This window comes from Pedobacter heparinus (assembly GCF_032678725.1).
GTDB classification, from domain to species: domain Bacteria; phylum Bacteroidota; class Bacteroidia; order Sphingobacteriales; family Sphingobacteriaceae; genus Pedobacter; species Pedobacter heparinus_A.
Genome location: NZ_JAVTSC010000023.1, coordinates 20,780 through 41,006, shown reverse-complemented (window position 1 = coordinate 41,006; position 20,227 = coordinate 20,780). Strand labels below are relative to the sequence as shown.

Genomic DNA, 20,227 nt, shown 5'->3' with positions numbered 1-20,227 from the left:
CTGATAGCTGGTAGCAACCGATGAGGTCAGGGTTACTGAACCGCCCACACAAAAGGTTGTCCCCGCACCAGCGGTAACAGTTGGCTGAACAGGCAATGGGTTTACCGTAACCGGAACCGCTGCTGAAGCTGGGCTCGAACAGGAATTGCCATCGGTAACTACTACCGTATAATTACCGGTTTCACTTGCCGTATAAGTTTGGTTGGTCTCACCAGTTAACAAAGTAGTGCCCCGATACCACTGGTAACTCGTTGCAACCGATGAGGTCAGGGTTACTGAACCACCCACACAAAAGGTTGTCCCCGCACCAGCGGTAACAGTTGGCTGAACAGGCAATGGGTTTACCGTAACCGGAACCACTGCTGAAGCTGGGCTCGAACAGGAATTGCCATCGGTAACCACAACTGTATAATTACCGCTTTCACTTGCTGTATAGGTTTGGTTCGTTTCTCCGGTTAATAAAGTAGTGCCCCGATACCACTGATAGCTGGTAGCAGGACTCGAGGTTAATACCACTGAACCACCCACACAGAAGGTTGTGCCTGCACCAGCGGTAACAGTTGGCTGTGCTGGCAATGGGTTGACTGTAACCGGAACCGCTGCTGAAGCAGGGCTCAAACAGGAATTGCCATCGGTAACTACAACTGTATAATTACCGCTTTCACTTGCTGTATAGGTTTGGTTGGTTTCTCCGGTTAACAAAGTAGTGCCCCGATACCACTGGTAACTCGTTGCAACCGATGAGGTCAGGGTTACTGAACCACCCACACAAAAGGTTGTGCCTGCACCAGCGGTAACTGTCGGCTGTGCTGGCAATGGGTTTACCGTAACAGTAACCACTGCTGAAGCAGGGCTCGAACAGGAATTGCCATCGGTAACTACTACCGTATAATTGCCGGTTTCAGTTGCCGTATAGGTTTGGTTCGTTTCTCCGGTTAACAAAGTAGTGCCCCGATACCACTGGTAACTCGTTGCAACCGATGAGGTCAGGGTTACTGAACCAACCACACAAAAGGTTGTCCCCGCACCAGCGGTAACTGTCGGTTGTGCTGGCAATGGGTTTACCGTTATTGTTTTTACATTGGATATAGTGGCACAACCAACAGCAGAATAAACCACTACCCTTATTTTAACATTATTTAAAACCAAAGGCGCGTTGGTTAGTGTTAATGTAGCAGTATTAAAACCAGAAACCCCATTGGTTGCATCAAAATCAATCCAGCTCCCTGAACTTTCATATTGCCATTTGTAAGTATCTGTACTGGAAGATGAAACTATTGTGGAGGAGCCGCTAGCGTTTTCACAAGTTGTTATATCAAGGGGTTGTGTAGTAATTGTTGGTTTAGCATTAATCAACAACAGAACTGTAGTTTTTTTTCTGTCGTTCCCAAAAGTCCCAATAGTAAAATTAAACAAACCTGCCTGAGTAGGTGTATTACTTACGGTCACTATATTTGTTGTATTGTCAAAGATAGTAATCAATCCAGATGGCATACCTGCAGTGAAACTCGGGTAACCTCCTACGGTACCAACTGTATATGAAATAGGCGTTATTGGAGTAGTAATGCAAAATTGTTGTGGATTAAAAGTATTGTATTTGATGTTATTACACCCTTCGTTAAGTGTACCATTCAAACATTCAATATGTGGATCAGCTGGTGTAGTGGAGCCTGGATCAGTAGCATCCGGATCAGTAACATCAGGCGGCCTCAATATACTGGCTTCAACCTCAAATGGCAGATTTAAAAGTGGTGCAACAACAGTTCCAGCAATTGTAAACTCAATTACCGCCTGATTATTCATATCCAGTTTAGAGTTATAGCTGCCGCCTGATGTTACTGGATTACTAACAGTAACACTTCCTGTAACTGTTGACGAAACCACAGAGTTCACAACAAACCCTGTTGGCGCTTTAAAGTTAAATACTGCTCCTAAAATATCACTCGGGCCATTATTTTTAACCCTTACTTTATAGGATACTTTTTGATCAGCAAAATAAGTATTAACAGTTGGAATAATGCTTTCGACCATTAAATCGGCAGATTTTATAACCATACTAATAGGCTGTGATTCTTCACTGCCTTGTATATAGGTCCATGTATCCATCGATTTATTGTTTCCGAAGCCATTACTGGCAAAGTTAGCATCGTAAACTCCCCATTTATGACCATTTGTTATACTCGAAGTACCGAGGACCGCATTACTTACCGGACTCGAAGTTCCATAAGCCGAACCAGCACCTGAAATATCAATATCATCCCAATAAACTTTATTGCTATATTCCCCTTCATCAGAAGAACCCGTTTGCAAGTTGTAATTAAGAGAATTATCAGTCAGTTCGATAATTACACCTTGCGGATTGACCTCCATATCAATGTATGGAAAATGCACCTCTGCAGACAATAATCTTGTTTTCAATTGACTGATAGAAGTTCCTGCCGGAACGTAGACGCCATTTCCATCTTTTCCATCCCAAAAAACAGAATTATTACCCACAGCAGCCACACCAACTATTACCCGATCAGTACCCGAGGGAACAGGAATGGTAATTTTATAAGTTCCTCCTGTACTCGAATCAAATTTAATATATCCTCCTTTGCGGCTTACCTGTCCTACTGTTCCTTCTGCTCCTGTCACCTGCAATCCAGTTATCTTTGGCAAGACAGCTGTATTTTTAAGCCAGGTCTCAGCACCTGAAATTCCTGAGATAAACATTGGAGTACTAGCGGGTAAATCTGGATTGGGCTTATTATAAAAAATTTTATGGGTTACATTGTTACCTTGGTCCGGTGTTCTTGGGTCGTGCGTGTAAGGAGATATATCTGCTTTTTCAGAAAGATTTAAACTTTTATAAGTCGGTATTGAATTTATCGCGAAACCATTGCTATTTGAAAAAAAGGTAAAGCCAATACCTTGGTTGCCATTGGTTTGAACACGATATGCCCTCCCGTCCTTTGTAAGAATATAATGAGTAGCGTAATAAGCTTTGCCAGAGGTATTAGAACTATTGCTCAATAGAAGATTAAGTACATTTGTATAAGTACGGCCTGTCAGCCAATTCACACCGTTCCTTACCGATACGTCCCAAGCTGCAATAACATTTGGATTCCCATTGGACGTTGTTCCCTGAGTCCAGTTCTCAGTTCCTAATTTATCAGGAACTGTCGAATTATCATTCCCAGTTGCTCCGCCCGGAGGTAAAAAATCGACAATCCATGCACCTTCCTGAGTAACGGAAACCTCAAAAGGAATATAACGGTTAGCATCTCCAGCCGCACCATTATTTGGACCGGCCAGTTCAGCAGTCCTATCATTTATACGCCCTATGGTACTGCCAGTATTAGAGGTGTAAATTTGTCCATTAGGAGCAGTAATCCGAATAATTCCATTATTAATTCCTTGAGCACTAGAAGCAGCAGCAATTGTTTCTCCTATTTTTGCATAAACATAATGTGTCCCGGTTGTTTTAAATGGCCATGAGCTGGTATGAAACGTATTGGTATTGCAATACAGAAAGGCCCTACTTCCGTTTACCTGAGTAGCCGGATACAAATCCTTACTCCCCTCTGCCAGTGCATTTGATAAATTAAATAATGAGCATAAAAGAAAAGCCAGACAGCATATACCTCTGTAATAGGAGAGCAAATTAGACCTGAGCGCATTTAGCATAAATTCGAAATACATTTACTCCACTTATAAATACTTCTTGTTTTATCTGCCCGAATTCTTCCAATAGGATATTTTTCCCATCAAAAAAACCTATAACACAAAACATTAATTTCCTATAAGTTTAATTTCATTTACCTTAAGCAAAGTAATCAGAATTTATAGTATTTCTATGAAAATTTTAATATTTTTAATAACAATCAGGCCAAAAATTTAAACATCTACAATAAACACCTAAAAACACATTAAAAACGCGTTTATTTTATATAAAACAAAATAATTAATACAAAATCATAAAAATAAAAGAGAAATAATTGGTAAATAATTACACAAAATGGGAAATAAAATACACATAATTTAACAAAACAATATTATGCCAAACAACAAAAACATAAGTATATAAATCAAAAAACAGCAAATTTACTTGCAGTTCATTAATTTAAGCCATCACAACTCCTAACTGAGTGATACAAATTAAACAATAAAGAAACACCGGCTAACTCCATTAACCAGGATATGTAGTGCTTCATTACTTGAAGCTTTAAAAAAAATAGTTTGGAATTGTAAAACATACATCGTAATATTGCAATATAAAGATATGGGACTTACAAAAACAGAAATATTTACAAATGAGCAGAACCAGCTGGCAACATTGTTGAAAGCAATGGCACACCCTGCCCGTATTGCCATCTTGGAGCAAATCATTTCTGCTAACGCATGTATTTGTGGCGACCTGGTAGAAGAACTAGGCCTGGCACAAGCAACCATTTCCCAGCACCTGAAGGAGCTGAAAAATGCCGGGATCATTCAGGGCACTATTGAAGGTGTTACGGTTTGTTATTGTATCAATCCTAAAACCTGGAAATTATTAGAAGATCAGTTTGGTGTTTTTTTGAGCTCATATAAAGGCGAAGCCAACTGCTGTTAACTTTTTTTACCGATATCAATCGTAAAATTGCAATATTATGAATACTACAGAACTCACCAACTGGCAAGCATTTAAAGCCGCCCTGGAACAGAATCCGGAACTGACTTTGCAGTTCCAATACGCGAAAGGTAAATGGGTTGATCCCTCCTACCACATTACTGAGATTAAACAGGCACCGATTGTATCGGTAGACTGCGGCGGAAAAATGAATACCTGGACAGAGATCATTGTTCAGCTGTGGGAACCAGCTGTACAGGATAGTGAAAGGGCAATGCAGGTTAGCAAAGCATTGTCTATTGTGCAACTGGTAGAAAAATCACTGCCTTTAAATCCGCTTGGCACAGTAAAAATTGAGTTTGGAAACTCACAGTTCGATACCAGGCAAATGTATCCAGGCGAATTTTTGATCGAAGGTGACAATCTGATCGTAAACCTGGTTCCTGATTTTACGCAGTGTAAGGCCATTACAAGAGGTGGAACTTGCGGCACAACGGATTCCGGTGAGGAATGCTGCGCACCTGCTGTAAAAAACGAAAAGCCAAAACTGCAAATGCTAAATCTTGCAGGTGCAGCGCAATCTTGTGAACCTGGCTCGGGCTGCTGTTAAATGTTAGCAAAACTGATCAGCTATAAGAAGGTCATTATCATCACAACTGCAGTAATCGTATTGCAATTGATCTTTGGTTGGGATGCCAAATTCTGCATCATCAATTTAATATGGCTATTATTTTAAAATAGAATATGAAAAAAGTATTGGTACTTTGTACAGGAAACAGCTGCAGAAGCCAGATCGCAGAAGGGTATTTAAGGTATTTTGCAGGCAACAGTGCAGAGATTTACAGTGCCGGAATAGAAACGCATGGCGTTAATCCAAAAGCAATGGAGATCATGAAAGAAGACGGAATAGACATTTCGGGCCATACCTCAAATAATGTGAACGAATACACAGAGATCAACTTTGATTTTGTGATTACCGTATGTGATAACGCAAAAGAGAGTTGCCCCTTTTTTCCAACCAATGCGGTAAAGCTGCATTACAACTTTCCTGATCCGGCAAAAGCAAGCGGCACCGAAGAAGAGATCATGGAACAATTTCGCGAAGTCAGAGAAATGATCAAAAAATATGCTCGGAATTTTGTAAACGGGAATTTATAACCCAGTGAAAACCATTGATGGCTAAATTTTGTTTAAACATCATTGTTACTGCAAAATTTAAACCAAAGGATATATGAAAAAGATAAGACCTTGTTTGTGGCTAGACCATAATGTTAAAGAAGCTATTGACTTTTACACTTCGGTATTTCAAAATTCCAAAATACTCAATACCAGCTATTACCCCACAGACGCGCCAAATTTTGGCGGTGAAATATTAGCAGTGGATATGGAAATAGAAGATCAGGAGTTTATATTAATAAACGGGGGGCCGATGTTCAAGTTTAACGAATCCGTTTCTTTTTCTATCGAGGCCAATACCCAGGATGAGATTGACTATTACTGGAAAAACCTTACTGCAGGAGGTGGTGAAGAATCTCAATGCGGCTGGTTAAAAGATAAATTTGGTTTATCATGGCAGGTTTCGCCAACAATTTTGAGGAATTTGCTACAAGATAAAGATGCAGAGAGAGCCAAACGCGTAATGGATGCAATGATGAAGATGAGTAAGATCATCATCAAAGATATAGAAGAGGCCGCAAAAGAGTAACCATCTTAAATACCCAGTATCCACCTTACATCAAAAGCATCAGTTATTTCAATTAATCTTTGGTCTTCATCATTGTTTACAAAAAAATTCATTTTATCAGATTTGAGTTTTTCAATAAGCTCTTTTCTGTACCAGGCATTCTTACAGTGCAAAAAAATAGAAATATAATTCCCGAGCTTTCTTCCTTCGTTATGTACCAGGTCTGAACCATGAATTATTATCCTATCAGCAATTAGCGATCCACTAACAACAGGCATTTCGGTGTAACCAAGCACTTCTTCAAAAGTTTCAAATTGTAACAGTCCCCCAAAACAGGTTTGGTAAAAGCTGAGCGCTTTTTTACAGTTTCCAGAAAATGTTATGAAAACTGCACTTATTAACCTGTCTTGATTAGGTTCGATCATAGCTGCATAAATTAAATATTGGGAGTTTTATTTTTATACAGATAAGAAATAGCAAGGATGCCCAATATCACCAGTGGTAATAGCATAAACCCAATGTTTTTATCTACACAGGCATGACTGATGAAGGCAAAGATTAAATTAAATGTAAGTCCTGCGTAGGCCCATTCCTTTAGCTTAGCCGGTGTTTTAGGATAAGCAATCGCAAAAACGCCAAGTACTTTACAAATGATCAGTGCATAGGCAAAATAATCTGGATAACCCAAAGGTTTTGTGCCTACAGTTGCATATTCTGGTGAAAACAATAGGGTACCCATTGGCATTACACCCTCCCAAAGTACGATGATGATTGTTGCTACCCAAAAGATTATTTTATTCTTTTTCATAATATTAAAATAAATGGCGTTAATTAATTCGTTGATTCAATATATTTCACAAAATTGTTCAAGATAGCTTGCCACCCTTGCTTCTGAAATTCAGGATCATTCTCTGTTTCGGGATCAAATGTGGTGGTTATGGTTGTTTTGCCATCTTGCTCTGCAAATAAAGTAGTGGATTTTCTTCCATCACCCATTGTATACGTAATTTCCTTATGTAATTCCACTGCATCATATACACCTTCAAAATCGAAACCGAAGCTGCCATCTCTGGCTTCCATTCTATTCTTAAATTTACCACCTACTGTCAGGTCGTTTTCACTACTTGGGGTATGCCAGCTTGGGTCTGGGGTATTCCATTTTATAATATCTTCAGGTGTATTCCAAACCTTCCAAACTTTTGCTACGGGAACATGTGTTGTTGCTTCTACCGTAATTCTTTTTCCTTGTGCCATAGTTATTGGTTAAATTTTATATTCAAAGATAAATCAGGACCTAAAATACTGGCTGTTGTAAAAATGACAAATTAGAGGTGAATTATGACAAAACTATTTTTGTAGCTTAGTAGCTTAATCTTATAATTGATATGCGCATTTCAGTATTTGTACCTGAGTATGGGGTGATAGAAGCCGTTACGCCCCCTTTTAGAAGCTTTCATACTGCCAATGAGTTTTTAACCACATTTGGTAAAAAACCGATTTTTGAGGTAGAGTATGTAGGCTTAAACGAGTATGTGCCAGCCAATAACGGAGAGTACACTATTAAAACCAATAGGTTGCTCAAAGATGTTGCTCAAACAGACCTATTGATTATACCACCTACATTTGGCGATACCACCAAAGGAATACAGGCTAATGCGGAAGCAATACCCTATATTAAAAAGTTATATAAAAATGGATCAAGTCTTGCCAGCTTGTGTATTGGTGCATTTCTTTTGGCTGAGACAGGCTTACTCAATGGAAAAAAATGCTCTACACATTGGGCTCATATTAGTGATTTCAGAGAAAGATATCCGGAGGTGGAAGTAGAAGATGGAGCTATAATAACAGAACACGATAATATTTACAGTAGTGGTGGGGCAAGTAGTTTATGGAATTTAATATTATACCTGATTGAAAAGTTTGCGGATAGAGAAACGGCGGTAATGATTTCAAAATATTTTGCTTTAGATATCGGGAGAGACAGCCAATCCCAATTCGCCATGTTCAAAGGCCAAAGAAACCATGGTGATGTCGAAATTCAAAAAGTACAGGATCATATTGAAAAACACTATGAAGACAAAATAACGATAGAAACGTTAGCAAATTTAATCAATACCGGTCGTAGAACATTTGAAAGAAGGTTTAAAGAGGCTACCAACAATACATCCATAGAGTATATACAAAGGGTAAGAATAGAAGCTGCCAAAAAATTTTTTGAAGCCTCCAGAAAGAACATATCAGAAATAATGTTTAATGTAGGTTATACAGATACAAAAGCATTTAGGGATACATTTAAGAAGATTACAGGGCTTACCCCAATTGAGTACAGAAACAAGTTTGCGAGGGTAGCACACGAGGTTTAAGAGCTGGTAGATGGCATGCCAAAATCAGTCATTAAAATTCCCTAGATAAGTACTATTCGCAATCTGTTTCCTGTCTTGCGAGATAAATGAGATATAAACCTCCATTTGCGCGTTTAGCAAATCGGGCGACAATTGCAGATTTACTGCACCTGTTAACCGGCTTGGGCCATACAATAAATACTCCGCTTTTTCCAGCTTAGGGAAATAAGCCAGCAAAATCACCTGGTCATTCGGCCTCGGCCATTCCAGATCAGCAGGGCAATGCCAGCTAAAACTCAAACCATCCATGGTCAGCTCAACCGCCGGATTAATCGCTGCCTGCATTTTACCTTCCGTAACCAATACCTCTTCATATACCATAAAAGCATTAGGATAAGCACCCCTTACGGCATGTAGTTTATTATAAGATACCGCCTTATTATAGGCTGTGCAGGTTGTTCCCTTTGCTTTTAAATGAAAGCCGATACTGATCAATTCCTTCAGTGGCTTCAAAAAGCTCACTACCGCTTCCAATTCATTCCGGTTTTGCAGCTGTGCCGGTGTGGGCGGCACCGTTATCTTACCCACACTGCGCACCATCTGTTTGCCTTTTACCTCATAAAATATCAGGTTGCCAAGTTTGCCTTTATAATTTCCGAAAAAACCATTTCTATATGTTGCCATAATTTTTTTATTAAAATATTCCTAAATACATGCTATTACTCACTTCCTTGCCGTTTATACTCACAAAACTCATATACACATGCAATGGTAACCCCATCAAGCCTACCGGCAACTCCAATTCAAATTGCAGAGCTGCCCGGTTTACCGCCCGCTCCAAAATCACTGTCAGTTGTTTATCCGGGCAATACACTAAAAAACTTGCCTTGTCCGAATGCTGGTTTAGCTGCGATTGCGCATGAGGTAACCAACTGATGATTAACTTGTCTGACCCCACAGTAACGGAGGGCGAATATGCCCCTGCCAAACAGCCCCTGCTGTAAACCAGTTTGCTATAATCAATGCTATAATCAGGAGAAACACCCCTGATGATATTCCTGAAATTGTACTTAACCGCAGCATTAAACGCATTGCGATGTTTTACGTTGGCAAAGCCCACAGCAATCAAACGTTTAAATCTTTTTAAAAAATTAGTTACCAGTGCAAATTTTAACTGCTGATCTATTTGTGCTTGTATTCTGGGTTTTGTTGTTTTATGCTGCGCCGCCGAGATTACACTTTTACCATTTACTTTACGGCCAACCAATGGCCCGGTTTTTCCTTCAAAACCATCAAACACACCTTTTCTTAAAATGCCCATGTCTTATTTGTGTTTTTCGTCATCTCGACGTTGGAGAGATCTCTTGAACTAATACTACACCAATCACTATACTTAGCAATTGTCCTTTTGTGCCTTACCTTTCTCATCACCGCATCCCCTTCCCTGCTTCCCGTCACATTCGTGTTTCCTTCAATGGAAAAAATCATACTCCCCTGCACCCTTTCGATAATCCCACAATGTCCAATTCTGCCAAGTGAAGGAAAGTAAATCCCGATAAGCATTCCGGGCAAACCATCTCTGGCTAACCTTGACACCGGAAACAAACCCGGGCTCCAGGCGGTTCTCGGTTTTACTAAACCTGCTTGTCCGAAGCACCATGAGCAAAACGCGCTACACCAAGGCGCAGCTTCTTTAAAACCCACGTAAGCAAGATACTCACGGATTCTTGGACCACTATTGTGACCAGATTCCCTAACACCGATTTCTTTTCTGGCGATATCGATGACTGCTGAACGATTTTTTTCTTTGTCATAACTGTATTTGTTTTTAAATAAATTAATACTGTGCGTTTCGCCGTCATTTCGAACTAAGCGTAGCGATGAGAAAACTCTTGAATTATTCATAACCAAGAGTTCTCTCACATGCGTTCGAGATGACGCTGCACTTATAAAATTGCCGCCAGGCATGTTGCCCCGGCCAATAATAACAAGGCATATGATGCCCATACAAAACTTAATTGCTGCCATTGCTGTAATTCCTTAAAATGTAAAACCATTGCATTAATTGGCGGATAACCCATCCTGATCAAAAACCGGTTAAATAACCACCAGCTAATTTCTAATAAGAGCAGGTAAGTGATCAAACCCAATATCACGAGTAAAGGGATACTCTGATTAATCCCTGCACTCATCTCCGGGCTGCTAAAAAACAACGTTACTGCCGCCCACATCACCAATAATACCCCCATCAAATGATGCTCTTTTTTTGCCTGCATCATACCTCGGAGGAAAAACATTCCTCTGTTAATTATTAACTCTTTCATCATAATTTCTCTTTTAAGGCGCTTCGTCATCTCGAACCGCAGGGAGAGATCTCTAGAACTATGCATAACCAAGAGATATCTCATCACTTCGTTTCCTTCGATATGACGTGGTGCATATGAATTAAACAAGGGTGCCCGCGGGCACCCTTAAAACTAAACTACCGTAAACTCACCAACGTAAAACGAATCACTCGCCATCTTACCATTGGCCGATACGAACGAGATCCAGCAGTGCACATCATCTCCGCTAAAGTCGCCTGGTACCAGCATACTGTAAGTAAGTGCCGAGCGGGCAGCTGCACCAACCAGTGTAACCAATTGGTTCTTTACCGGGTTGTACACTACCAGCGTAGCCATATCCGTTGGCCCGCCAATACCCGTAGCAAGCGTAGCCAGCCAGGTAAACTGCACCGTATCCGCTATTGCCGTTACCACTTCGGCATTATAGCCATTGCTCAATTGACCCTTGCTGTAGGCAAAATTAGGGTAGTCAATTAAGTAATTTGGTGCTATACCCGTTACCGCATTGGCATAATTGTCTACAAAGGCTGCATTAAAAGCACTCTGCTTTTCCTTATGCGCATTCTGGTAACCTACCCTGATCAGCGGGGTTAACCGCCTGGAAAAGGCAACCACTGTTCTAAATTTGGCCCGCATGTTTAACTGCGGCACCGTAGGTGGATTTTGTGAAGGGTGAGGGATGGCAGTAATCACATTCTGCCCGTTTGTCCAGTGCCCAACCAAGGCACCGGTTTTGCGTTGGAAGCCACCGAAGGCTCCCCAATGTTGAATTCCCATAGTAATCTTTTTTATGGGTTATTTTACGATTGCAACTTTGTTAGCCTGTTGTTAGCAATGTTATTAATCAGGTTTTTCGTTTACGTCATCCCGAGGGAAGCGTATGCGTTTGTCATCCAGAGCGAATGCGAAGGATCTAGATTCCTCGTACCTCGGAATGACAAAGGAGTCGAGATGATGCCATTACGGTTAAAAAAACCGCGGCAACTTCGCAATCATCCGGTCAACCGCAGCCCTAAACTCCTTGGCCGTGCCCTGCCAGCTAAACTTAACCTGCTGTTTTACTTTAAGCTCCAGCGCTACTACATCCTGTATAAACTTGCAGGTAAGTATGCGTTCTAAGCCGTCGGCACAACGTATAGCATGAGCATCGTTTTGTTTAGCTCCTGTATCAATTGCGTGGCTCAGATGTTTAAGCCAGCCTACAAAGGGCAATACCTCTATCAGGTTAAAAATCCGCTGCAGTTTACCTGCACTTTGGAAAACCAGGCAACCCTGCCGGTCTTTCATTTTGTAAATCGTGAGCAACAATTCATTATTGCGCATTACTGTAAAAACGTAAATTCAATTGAAGGCCCGGCTATGAGTGCCGGACCTTCGAGCCTTGCCCAAAACAATAAGGCTCAGGTTTAACCCCTACGGGATTAGTGCTGGTAAATCACTTCCGGCGGTACGCCCAGGCTTGTCGATGTACCAACAGCACATTGGTCCACCGTACCACTACAGCCATAGTAATTCTCGGCATCAGTTTTAGTGCCCACAAAAGGGTTGGTTTCTTCCGGTGGTGTTTCGCCACCCACCCTGGTCCAGGTGTATTCATTTTCATTGGCTTTTGGCGCATGTTTCGCCGTTGTTGCATAGGCAACAGTAACTGTTAGTGCCATAGCAATGGCTACTAAACTTGTTTTGAAAACTTTTTTCATGTTTTTGTTTTTTTAATGATTAATAAAATTGTTAACTATATATTCAGATCTGGAATATCAAGATTAAAATAAAGCGGTCGCCCTTAAAAGGGTTAAATAAGGCGGTCGTCCTTAAAGCGGTCGTCAGTCTTGTGCATGCCCCGCCCCGTCATCTCGAGCCGCAGGGAGAGACCTCTTGTTTAGGCACAGTTCAAGAGGTCTCTCGTCGCTGCGTTTCCCTCGAGATGACGGGATGGGGCATGCCCTGGCCCGCAAGGGCCACCTATTGTATAAGCCCAACAGGGCAACCGTACCGATAAACATAAAACCAGCATTTACACCAAGATGCCCGTACCAGCTCAATTCATTGTGCAGCCCACTGCAATTGCACGGCAGCCTAAGCCCCGAAACCAATACTACTATAATGTATAGCTCAAACATAAAGAGCAATACCAGCGCAGCCCATAACCCAACACGGCTCCAGCCCGGTAACAACAGCAATACCACAATAGCCGCAGAAAATGAGGGAACCACAAATGCCAGTACCGGTGCAAAAAAACTGATCAGTCGCAAAGGAGAATCCCTTAGCTGGAAAATAAACTTGTCATGTTCCAGTACCTTAATACTTACTGTATAAAGAAACAACATCACCAGTAACAGGATACAGATTTCAATCAGTCGTTTTTTTGCTTTCATATATTTCGTATTGTCATGAAACAAAAATACTGGCTCTAAATGACTTAAAAAGTCGTAAATCCGACAAAAACAAGCCTTTTAAACACAAAAAACCCGGGATTATAGCCCCGGGTTTAATAAAACTGAATATGATCGCTAATCTGCTACTTTTCTGGCAACAGTCCTTTTGCAATCAAGGCTGATCGCAATGCACACAACGTTTGTCGCAGCATACATAAATAACTGGCAATGTCACTGTCTACAAAGATCTTGCTGTGCAACAGCTTCGGAAACTCCAGATAAAATTCCAATACGCGTTGTTCCCCTGGCAACCGTACCAGTTTATCCTTCAATTCCTTTTCCATTTCCTCATGCCGCATCACGGTAAGCTGGGCAAACTCTTTCATCCCTTTCCAGTTATCGTAGATGTAATTCATCTCTGCTATACCAATCCGGGATAATAAAGTATCCTTACCGGCTTCAATGGTATAAGGTGAAGGCAGTTGTTACAGAAAACTCAGCAAGGCAACAATACATTCTTCCCCATAAAAGCGTTTTACCAGTTTGTTTCCTTTTTCATCATGGTAGTATACACTAATAAATCCCCTGATGATGAAATAAGCAAATTTCGGTATGCTACCCTGTTTTACCAATGGTTCATCCGGATCAGGAGTAATTTCCTCCATGTAATCCCATAAGTATTTAAAAAAGTTATCGGGTAAAACCATATTGGGGTTTATCTTGCGAAGTACGTTTTTCAATCTTTCGAAAGCGTGTTTAATGTTTAACATGTTTTTTTAATTTTTGACGGTGATTATTTATTGATAGATGTTTGGCATTAGGTCCCCTTAATTATCCTTCTATTGTTGTAATCCCCAAAAAATTAAATGTTAGGTAGTGTTTTTCATAGGCTTGTTGTTTTATTTAGATAGGTTGGATATATCCGGATTGCTTGTTACCCCCCAATCCGGAAGAGGGCAATATTTTTATACCTACATGTCATTTACCGCTTCCTCAACCGGCTTTACCCAATTGTTCACATACGTTTTTTCATATTTCCGGTTTTGCTTAACACAGGTAAAAATCCGTAGGATGATCTTATACCTTATCGCATTAAGCACTGCCATTTTAGGTTTCTTTTCGTCCTGCGTTTTTCGAAGGTAATATGCAGTCAAGTCATTACTTCCTCTTATGGTACCAACCGCACAGGTATGCAGCAATGCTTTCATCTTTTTATTGGCAATGTGCGATACCCTGCGCCTTGAAGTTGCGACACCAGATTCTCTGGGAAACGGAGCCACCCCAGCATAACAGGCAAATTTCTTAGGGTTGCTGATGTCACGGAATTCGTTGGTACAGATAAGGATCTGGGTTGCAGTAACCGGGCCAACATGGTCAACCGATACAATGATGTCCCGAAGAGGGCTCAATTCCGCATCTTCATTAATCAGCTTCAGCATCAAATCATCAACAGCTTTAATGTCAGCTTTTAACGCAGCAATACTCTTTGTACACAGTTGCAAGCTCTGGTTAGCAACCTTCTTTTTTATAAAATCCGTTTCTTCTTTTAATGGAACAGAAATTCCCAGCAAATAATTCATTAACCTGCTGCGCATTGTACTTAATTTAGCCAGCTCATTTAATACAGGTCTTCTGGGTTGCCAGAAGCGCAATGTTTCCCTGTTTTTATAAGCGTAATCCGCAATCCTGATGGCATCAACCTTATCGTTCTTCCCGCGCACCACACCCATCGTTTTCATAATCTGGGCCGGTGGTTCCTGCACAATGTTTGCTTTCATTTGGTGTAGCACTTCCAACAGGTGGTTACAGTAAAAGCCTGTATTTTCCATGCAAAAAATCGTTTTGCTCATGGTAAAACCTTTCATTGCTTTCAGCTCAAGCACAAACTGTTTGATAAAAGGGGTACTGTTTTCAATTTCATCATGAAAAAGTAACTGTTTACCCCGCATTACGGCATAGTCCAGCTTATTTCTGGATACATCAATACCTACAAACCAGGCATATTTCTTTTGTCTTGTTTCTTTCATAGTATTCAAAATAAAGGGGGATTCAATCCAGAGATAGTTCAAAAACCTAGATGACAACATAATCCACCCCTTTATATATTTTCAATTATTTATAATGATGAGATATTGTATCGTTCGTTAAGTCCAAACTTGCGACGCAGATTAATTCGATCTCATCATCAATGTCTTCAAATAAAGGGGAGATTCATTCATGGGATAGACCTCAAACCTGGAACGCCGCATAATCCTCCCCTTTATTTATTTATTATCCAATACAATCCCGTCAGGTGTACCAGCCCTAATAATTCATTTTCAATAAAATTTTGTTGATGGATCCTGAATAAGGATAAAGTTTTCGTTTGTAAAAAACATCCCTTTTTACAAACGTTTTTATTTCATTTGTAAAAAACAGCCTTTTTTACAAACGTTCTTATTTTGTATTGATCAAAATTGCTTCATTTGGGATCGTGCGAACAGTCCCTTTAAGTTCAGCAAGGTGTTGTCCGGCCTCAACTGCTTTCTTAAGCACCTTTTTACTTTCAATATCAAATGGCAGGGGCAATAGTTGCATAAATTAATCTTATTATAATACGAATATAATTCATTTCAGGGCATACCACATAAATTTAACCGGATACATCCGGATAAATAACCGTGACCTCAACAACAATAAAACAAAGAACTATAATCCTTTTACCGTAGATCAACGGAATCTTTTACTTTAAATGATGAGATATTATATCTTTCATTAAGTCTTTACTTGCGACGCAGATTAATTCGATCTCATCATTTTATGTTTTTAGATAAAAGGGGGATTCATTCATAGGATAGGTCTCAAACCTGGAATGGAGCATATTCCTCCCCTTTATATTTTCAATTATTTTTATCAATTGTATAAATGACGAGATATTGTATCATTCGTTAAGCCCAAACTTGCGATGTCGATTAATTCGATCTCATCATTCATATCATAATTTTTCATGTTCATAGATTATTTAGTAACTAATTACAGGATTTTGATGGCTTAGGCGGTAAAAAAAGCTGGTCAATCCGCTCTGTTTTTACCAGCTCCAGCAAATTCAGTAGCTCTGTTAAACCTGCATCTACCTTTTTAATCCGTTGGCGTTGTTTCTTATTGGCATCAGCCAGTAATTCCAGTGTCCTTCCCTGCAGCTGCAGCAATTGCGTTTTGTGGTGGTAGTATTTGGCCGTTGCCAAATCTCTGTCTTCTTCCAGGCAAAGCCTGTGCAGCTCGATGATCAGGCTCAACAGGAACTCATCGATATGGTGGTTTGCAGGAACCGGAAACAGCTCATCAAAGTGTACCACATCCCAAAGCCTTCGGTAAAGCAGGGTCATATCTCCTGGGTTTTCCGCTTTCATTAATCTCTGGGCTTCAACAGGTTTAGCTTCTCTTCATCAAGAACCGGAATTAAATCGATGTATTCTTTTTCGAATAAATCCCATAGGATGTCGTTTGCTTCCTTTTTGGTGATGCCCAGTGCGGCCATTAGCGTATTGGTATCCAGCACCGGATCTTCATCGTATGGGATGAGTTTGATTGTTTTCATAGACAGTTCAGTTTTTTTATGTTTTATTGTTAGTTTTAATTCTACTCCCCCTCTCCGGCCTTCAGCCACCTCTCCCCAAAGGGGGCGAGGGAATCATGATGCCTACAGCATGTCATTTAAGCGCCTTGCCATCACCACCAAACCCTCAGCACCCTGCATTGACCATAAAATTACCTTCACAGAAAAGGCATAGCGTCTCCACGCCCTTCAGCGTGGTTATGCAGCCTTTGAAGTGAATGGTTATTTTGTCCCTCTTCATACTGCTCCAACAATTTCCGCTGTAGTAACATAACCCTAGCAGTACATGCATTTAGCTTTTCCTTCAGCTCTTCATTCTCTATTTTTATCACCGCTTCCTCTTCATCCAGCAACCAACTGGCTTTTACCTCAAATATTCCGGCCAGTAACTTTAACCGGCTTACGGATACCTCTGTAAATGCACATTCAATTTTACTGTATGCCGGTACAGAAATTCCCAGCAGCGCTGCCATATGCGTTTGGCTCCAGTGCCGTTTTTTGCGCAGGGCTCTTATTTTTTGGCTGATGATTGTGTCTTTCATTACTCCAATCCCAGTAAATGAATGAACCCGTGAAATTCAGCATACTCGAACAACTCCATTTCATGCGCCGGGTTAAATATCGAACCATCCAAAGCCCGCTCCCGGTTATCCAGCAAATCCTGAAAGGTCTTGAATCCCGCATTTTCTGCAGCAATCTGAAAATCATCCGACAAAGCCAGGAAGATAAACAGTGTGTTTAGCACGTCCGGTTCTACCGGGCTCAATTGATTTCTTCGTTTTTTCATCTTCAGGTATAACATCTTTTGTTATTTAATTTTTTTAAAGAACCGGAGGGCACACCAAATTCCCTCCGGTATCTTACAGTTTAACCAAATGAACGGAGCGCGTTAATATTTTCCAGCCTGTTTCTATTCAGTTTCAGGTAGCTTTCAAAATGCGGGAGCATGCTCAACACCTGCGGTATCCGGTCGCAAAAATGCCTGTCATAATTGTATGCCATAGTACAGCCATCTACCACTCTAAACTGGATCTTCTTCAGATCCATATCCGGCATCTCAACCCGTACCTCAGCTTTTCCTGCCAGGTATTTTATCCAGAGTATTCCGAGATCTATGTTATCCAGTTTTCCCAGATCAGTAACCTTGTGTTCTTCAATAAAATTATCCAGTGTTATTTCATCTGTCCTTAGCGTTGCTTTATAACCCTTACTTTCATCTGTGTTTAAATTTATATAGGCTACCATCATATTTGGCCTGGTCATTTTCAGGCAAATGTTTTTTTTGGTGGTGAGCACACGCGGGTGCGGCATCAGCTCCCTGAATAGGTCAGCGGAATAGATTAAGTTTATTGGTGTTTTGCTTTTCATACTGAATACCGCTAAAAATTAAGTTTATACGTACAAAGCTTGTGTTCATACAATACCGCCATTGTCTTACCTGTAACTTTCATATCTTTTATCTTTCCGGTCTTTGTTTTGGGCAAATAAAAACTGAGTTTGTATTTGCCATTTTCTATCTCATACACATCAACTACCCAGGCATTTTTGAATTGCTCAATATCCTCATTGTCCGCTTTCAGGTTCGATTGCACAAATAAATACTCATCACTTACACAGCTCTTTTTGTTTACAACAACAGGTGGTTCGGCAAGCTTAATCTCTCCGTTCTTATCAGGTGAGCCGATCTTAATCTTAGCCTGGCTAACCGTATCAATGGTTTTTCCTTTGTATACAAGTTTGAGATTGGTATCAGCTACAGTAAACTGGTTACGGTAGTAATACAGATACACCAATTGACCAGCTTTTTTGTTGTAATGCAGCATTCCATCCTTGCTAAAAAAGTCATCAACCTGTTTCTCCAGCAAATCCGGTGCTTTTTGCATAGCTGTCGAACCATTATTGCTTTTTGCAAGGCTATAGCCTTTGGTCCGATCAATTATTCTAAAAATAAAGGATGAATCTTTTATCGGAATGGCTACATCAGTTACAACTTTGTTTTTAAAATAAGGTCTTGCAATCCATTCCGATATACTTCCTCTATAAGCGCTTTTTAGCATAGCCCCTGTAAGAAAAAAGTATGGGGAATCAATAAAGACCTTCGCTTCACCAGTTCTCATTTTGGCGGCAGGCTGTATGTCAATTTTAATCAACTGAGTTTTGCTATTGGCTTTGTCAACAGATAAAATAAAATTGAAAGCTAAGTTTTCACCTAAGTAAATGTTTTTCTTGTCAGCACCAGCAATATAACCTGCGTTGTACTGAATTTTTATTTCTGTATCCGGCAAAACAACATGAGGTGGAAATAAGCGTATAAAATTATTTGGAGCCCGGTTAACCTCATATGATAAAAGGAAAAGAAATATTATCAATAACACGCACCCAACCGAGATCAAAGCAACTGTTAGAATTCTTACTTTCATATTATAGATTTAACATTATGGGAGGTCAAAAATTGCCTCCCATATCGCTGAGTTTGATGACGTTAATATTCCCTGTAAAGCACAGGATATGTCTGAGGTTGATCACAGGCAAGATATGTATCATATGCTGTCATGCCATTTACTGTACATACCTGCCCATAAGACAAAGTGCTACATACAAAACCATAGTCAATTGTCCCATAATCGCAGAATACAATCTCAGGATAGTAATTCATGTTTAAAAAGTAACCATAAGTGGTAAGTCCCGCAGGTTTTTTACTACTTACAAATGCACTTGAAATAGCAAATACAAATGCTAGTAACACTAAAATTCTAAATCTTTTCATAATTTTTGTTTTAAGTTGTTTGCCTACATTTTTATCAGGCTTTCGGCATTTCCTGCTTCGCGCAAAGTCCATAATATTTTAAGGTGTGTTTTCAAATGTTAATGATTCTTTAGAAGGATAGATGAATATTGCTATCAAGGCAAAGGCAATAAAAGCGCAGTTGAAAACCAGATGCTGCTTCCAATTCATTGACGACAATACACCTCCACAAGAACAGGGTATGTAATCTGCAAACTTTGTGATGGCAACGATGTATGCGGAGAAAATCACCATTAATCCGTATGCACAGTATATTGACGCAAGTCTAAACCTTTCAATTGTTAGAAAGATGGATAAAATGACTTCCAACATCGGAATTCCAATTGCTACCCAGGTTGCAAAAAACGTAAGTAAAGGAGACCGGCGTAACTCGGTTCTGAATTGCTCAAAATCGAGCATTTTAGTTACAGATGCATATGCAAAAAGTAAAATAAATAAGACGCAAACTACTTCGACAACCAGAATTCTTTTCCTGTTATTTTGATTCAT

The 20,227-nt window shown here is 40.2% G+C and carries 28 protein-coding genes and 1 pseudogene; 5 read left to right on the top strand and 24 right to left on the bottom strand.

The window, feature by feature from the left end:
• Positions 1–3,684: pseudogene (locus tag R2Q85_RS23695) on the bottom strand (hypothetical protein); the annotation flags it as partial.
• 580 nt (positions 3,685–4,264) lie between these two features.
• Between R2Q85_RS23695 and R2Q85_RS23690 the strand changes: the two are divergent.
• The 4 genes from R2Q85_RS23690 to R2Q85_RS23675 all read left to right on the top strand — a co-directional run bounded on the left by R2Q85_RS23690 (position 4,265) and on the right by R2Q85_RS23675 (position 6,296).
• Positions 4,265–4,594: a metalloregulator ArsR/SmtB family transcription factor gene (locus tag R2Q85_RS23690; protein WP_316814290.1), complete on the top strand. Its 330-nt coding sequence runs from the start codon at positions 4,265–4,267 to the stop codon at positions 4,592–4,594.
• Between the two features lie 37 nt (positions 4,595–4,631).
• Positions 4,632–5,201, top strand: a complete 570-nt coding sequence (locus R2Q85_RS23685; RefSeq protein ID WP_316814289.1) for a DUF6428 family protein — start codon at positions 4,632–4,634, stop codon at positions 5,199–5,201.
• Positions 5,202–5,335: 134 nt separating this feature from the next.
• A complete protein-coding gene (locus R2Q85_RS23680) occupies positions 5,336–5,749 on the top strand; it encodes an arsenate reductase ArsC (RefSeq protein ID WP_316814288.1) in 414 nt (137 codons plus the stop codon).
• Positions 5,750–5,822: 73 nt separating this feature from the next.
• A complete protein-coding gene (locus tag R2Q85_RS23675) occupies positions 5,823–6,296 on the top strand; it encodes a VOC family protein (protein ID WP_316814287.1) in 474 nt (157 codons plus the stop codon).
• A 5-nt stretch (positions 6,297–6,301) separates the two neighbouring features.
• On the opposite strand, the gene R2Q85_RS23670 is transcribed toward R2Q85_RS23675, so the two are convergent.
• Genes R2Q85_RS23670 through R2Q85_RS23660 form a run of 3 tightly spaced genes read right to left on the bottom strand, consistent with a single transcriptional unit; the run spans position 6,302 to position 7,529 of the window.
• Positions 6,302–6,700 carry a glyoxalase gene (locus R2Q85_RS23670; RefSeq protein WP_316814286.1) on the bottom strand — a complete coding sequence of 133 codons (399 nt, stop codon included), beginning with the start codon at positions 6,698–6,700 and terminating at the stop codon, positions 6,302–6,304.
• 11 nt (positions 6,701–6,711) lie between these two features.
• Positions 6,712–7,083, bottom strand: coding sequence for a DoxX family protein (locus tag R2Q85_RS23665; protein WP_316814285.1), 372 nt, complete (start codon positions 7,081–7,083; stop codon positions 6,712–6,714).
• A gap of 23 nt (positions 7,084–7,106) precedes the next feature.
• Positions 7,107–7,529 carry an SRPBCC family protein gene (locus R2Q85_RS23660; RefSeq protein ID WP_316814284.1) on the bottom strand — a complete coding sequence of 141 codons (423 nt, stop codon included), beginning with the start codon at positions 7,527–7,529 and terminating at the stop codon, positions 7,107–7,109.
• A gap of 131 nt (positions 7,530–7,660) precedes the next feature.
• Here R2Q85_RS23660 and R2Q85_RS23655 point away from each other — a divergent pair, with 131 nt between their 5' ends.
• Positions 7,661–8,638: a GlxA family transcriptional regulator gene (locus tag R2Q85_RS23655; RefSeq protein WP_316814283.1), complete on the top strand. Its 978-nt coding sequence runs from the start codon at positions 7,661–7,663 to the stop codon at positions 8,636–8,638.
• A gap of 24 nt (positions 8,639–8,662) precedes the next feature.
• On the opposite strand, the gene R2Q85_RS23650 is transcribed toward R2Q85_RS23655, so the two are convergent.
• The 20 genes from R2Q85_RS23650 to R2Q85_RS24640 form a co-directional block, all read right to left on the bottom strand.
• On the bottom strand, positions 8,663–9,301 hold the full coding sequence (locus R2Q85_RS23650) for a DUF6266 family protein (protein ID WP_316814282.1): 639 nt from the start codon (positions 9,299–9,301) through the stop codon (positions 8,663–8,665).
• Positions 9,302–9,311: 10 nt separating this feature from the next.
• The gene (locus R2Q85_RS23645) at positions 9,312–9,938 is read right to left on the bottom strand and encodes a DUF6266 family protein (RefSeq protein WP_316814281.1); all 627 of its coding nucleotides are present in this window, start codon (positions 9,936–9,938) and stop codon (positions 9,312–9,314) included.
• On the bottom strand, positions 9,926–10,522 hold the full coding sequence (locus tag R2Q85_RS23640; protein ID WP_316814280.1) for a peptidoglycan-binding protein: 597 nt from the start codon (positions 10,520–10,522) through the stop codon (positions 9,926–9,928). Before R2Q85_RS23640 ends, R2Q85_RS23645 begins: the two co-directional genes overlap by 13 nt.
• 41 nt (positions 10,523–10,563) lie before the next feature.
• A complete protein-coding gene (locus R2Q85_RS23635; RefSeq protein WP_316814279.1) occupies positions 10,564–10,914 on the bottom strand; it encodes a hypothetical protein in 351 nt (116 codons plus the stop codon).
• A 180-nt stretch (positions 10,915–11,094) separates the two neighbouring features.
• Positions 11,095–11,739, bottom strand: coding sequence for a DUF6266 family protein (locus R2Q85_RS23630; RefSeq protein ID WP_316814278.1), 645 nt, complete (start codon positions 11,737–11,739; stop codon positions 11,095–11,097).
• 189 nt (positions 11,740–11,928) lie between these two features.
• Positions 11,929–12,285, bottom strand: coding sequence for a hypothetical protein (locus R2Q85_RS23625; RefSeq protein WP_316814277.1), 357 nt, complete (start codon positions 12,283–12,285; stop codon positions 11,929–11,931).
• A 98-nt stretch (positions 12,286–12,383) separates the two neighbouring features.
• On the bottom strand, positions 12,384–12,662 hold the full coding sequence (locus R2Q85_RS23620; protein ID WP_316813245.1) for a hypothetical protein: 279 nt from the start codon (positions 12,660–12,662) through the stop codon (positions 12,384–12,386).
• A gap of 123 nt (positions 12,663–12,785) precedes the next feature.
• A complete protein-coding gene (locus tag R2Q85_RS23615) occupies positions 12,786–13,337 on the bottom strand; it encodes a MauE/DoxX family redox-associated membrane protein (RefSeq protein ID WP_316814276.1) in 552 nt (183 codons plus the stop codon).
• A 143-nt stretch (positions 13,338–13,480) separates the two neighbouring features.
• Positions 13,481–13,753, bottom strand: a complete 273-nt coding sequence (locus R2Q85_RS23610) for a hypothetical protein (protein ID WP_316814275.1) — start codon at positions 13,751–13,753, stop codon at positions 13,481–13,483.
• A gap of 69 nt (positions 13,754–13,822) precedes the next feature.
• Complete coding sequence (locus R2Q85_RS23605; RefSeq protein ID WP_316814274.1) at positions 13,823–14,107, bottom strand: cyclic nucleotide-binding domain-containing protein; 285 nt, start codon at positions 14,105–14,107, stop codon at positions 13,823–13,825.
• 201 nt (positions 14,108–14,308) lie between these two features.
• Positions 14,309–15,364, bottom strand: a complete 1,056-nt coding sequence (locus tag R2Q85_RS23600; RefSeq protein WP_316814273.1) for an IS110 family transposase — start codon at positions 15,362–15,364, stop codon at positions 14,309–14,311.
• Between the two features lie 409 nt (positions 15,365–15,773).
• On the bottom strand, positions 15,774–15,914 hold the full coding sequence (locus R2Q85_RS23595) for a hypothetical protein (protein ID WP_316814272.1): 141 nt from the start codon (positions 15,912–15,914) through the stop codon (positions 15,774–15,776).
• Between the two features lie 431 nt (positions 15,915–16,345).
• Positions 16,346–16,726 (bottom strand): hypothetical protein, encoded by a 381-nt coding sequence (locus tag R2Q85_RS23590; RefSeq protein ID WP_316814271.1) that lies wholly within the window; start codon positions 16,724–16,726, stop codon positions 16,346–16,348.
• Entirely contained in the window at positions 16,726–16,914 is a 189-nt protein-coding gene (locus R2Q85_RS23585) for a hypothetical protein (RefSeq protein WP_316814270.1), read from the bottom strand. Before R2Q85_RS23585 ends, R2Q85_RS23590 begins: the two co-directional genes overlap by 1 nt.
• Before the next feature lie 176 nt (positions 16,915–17,090).
• Positions 17,091–17,474: a helix-turn-helix transcriptional regulator gene (locus R2Q85_RS23580; RefSeq protein ID WP_316814269.1), complete on the bottom strand. Its 384-nt coding sequence runs from the start codon at positions 17,472–17,474 to the stop codon at positions 17,091–17,093.
• Positions 17,474–17,719 (bottom strand): hypothetical protein, encoded by a 246-nt coding sequence (locus R2Q85_RS23575; protein ID WP_316814268.1) that lies wholly within the window; start codon positions 17,717–17,719, stop codon positions 17,474–17,476. Before R2Q85_RS23575 ends, R2Q85_RS23580 begins: the two co-directional genes overlap by 1 nt.
• 80 nt (positions 17,720–17,799) lie before the next feature.
• Positions 17,800–18,300: a hypothetical protein gene (locus tag R2Q85_RS23570; RefSeq protein WP_316814267.1), complete on the bottom strand. Its 501-nt coding sequence runs from the start codon at positions 18,298–18,300 to the stop codon at positions 17,800–17,802.
• Between the two features lie 11 nt (positions 18,301–18,311).
• Positions 18,312–19,352: a hypothetical protein gene (locus tag R2Q85_RS23565; RefSeq protein WP_316814266.1), complete on the bottom strand. Its 1,041-nt coding sequence runs from the start codon at positions 19,350–19,352 to the stop codon at positions 18,312–18,314.
• A 62-nt stretch (positions 19,353–19,414) separates the two neighbouring features.
• Positions 19,415–19,699, bottom strand: a complete 285-nt coding sequence (locus R2Q85_RS23560; protein ID WP_316814265.1) for a hypothetical protein — start codon at positions 19,697–19,699, stop codon at positions 19,415–19,417.
• Between the two features lie 78 nt (positions 19,700–19,777).
• On the bottom strand, positions 19,778–20,227 hold the full coding sequence (locus tag R2Q85_RS24640; protein WP_410478909.1) for a MauE/DoxX family redox-associated membrane protein: 450 nt from the start codon (positions 20,225–20,227) through the stop codon (positions 19,778–19,780).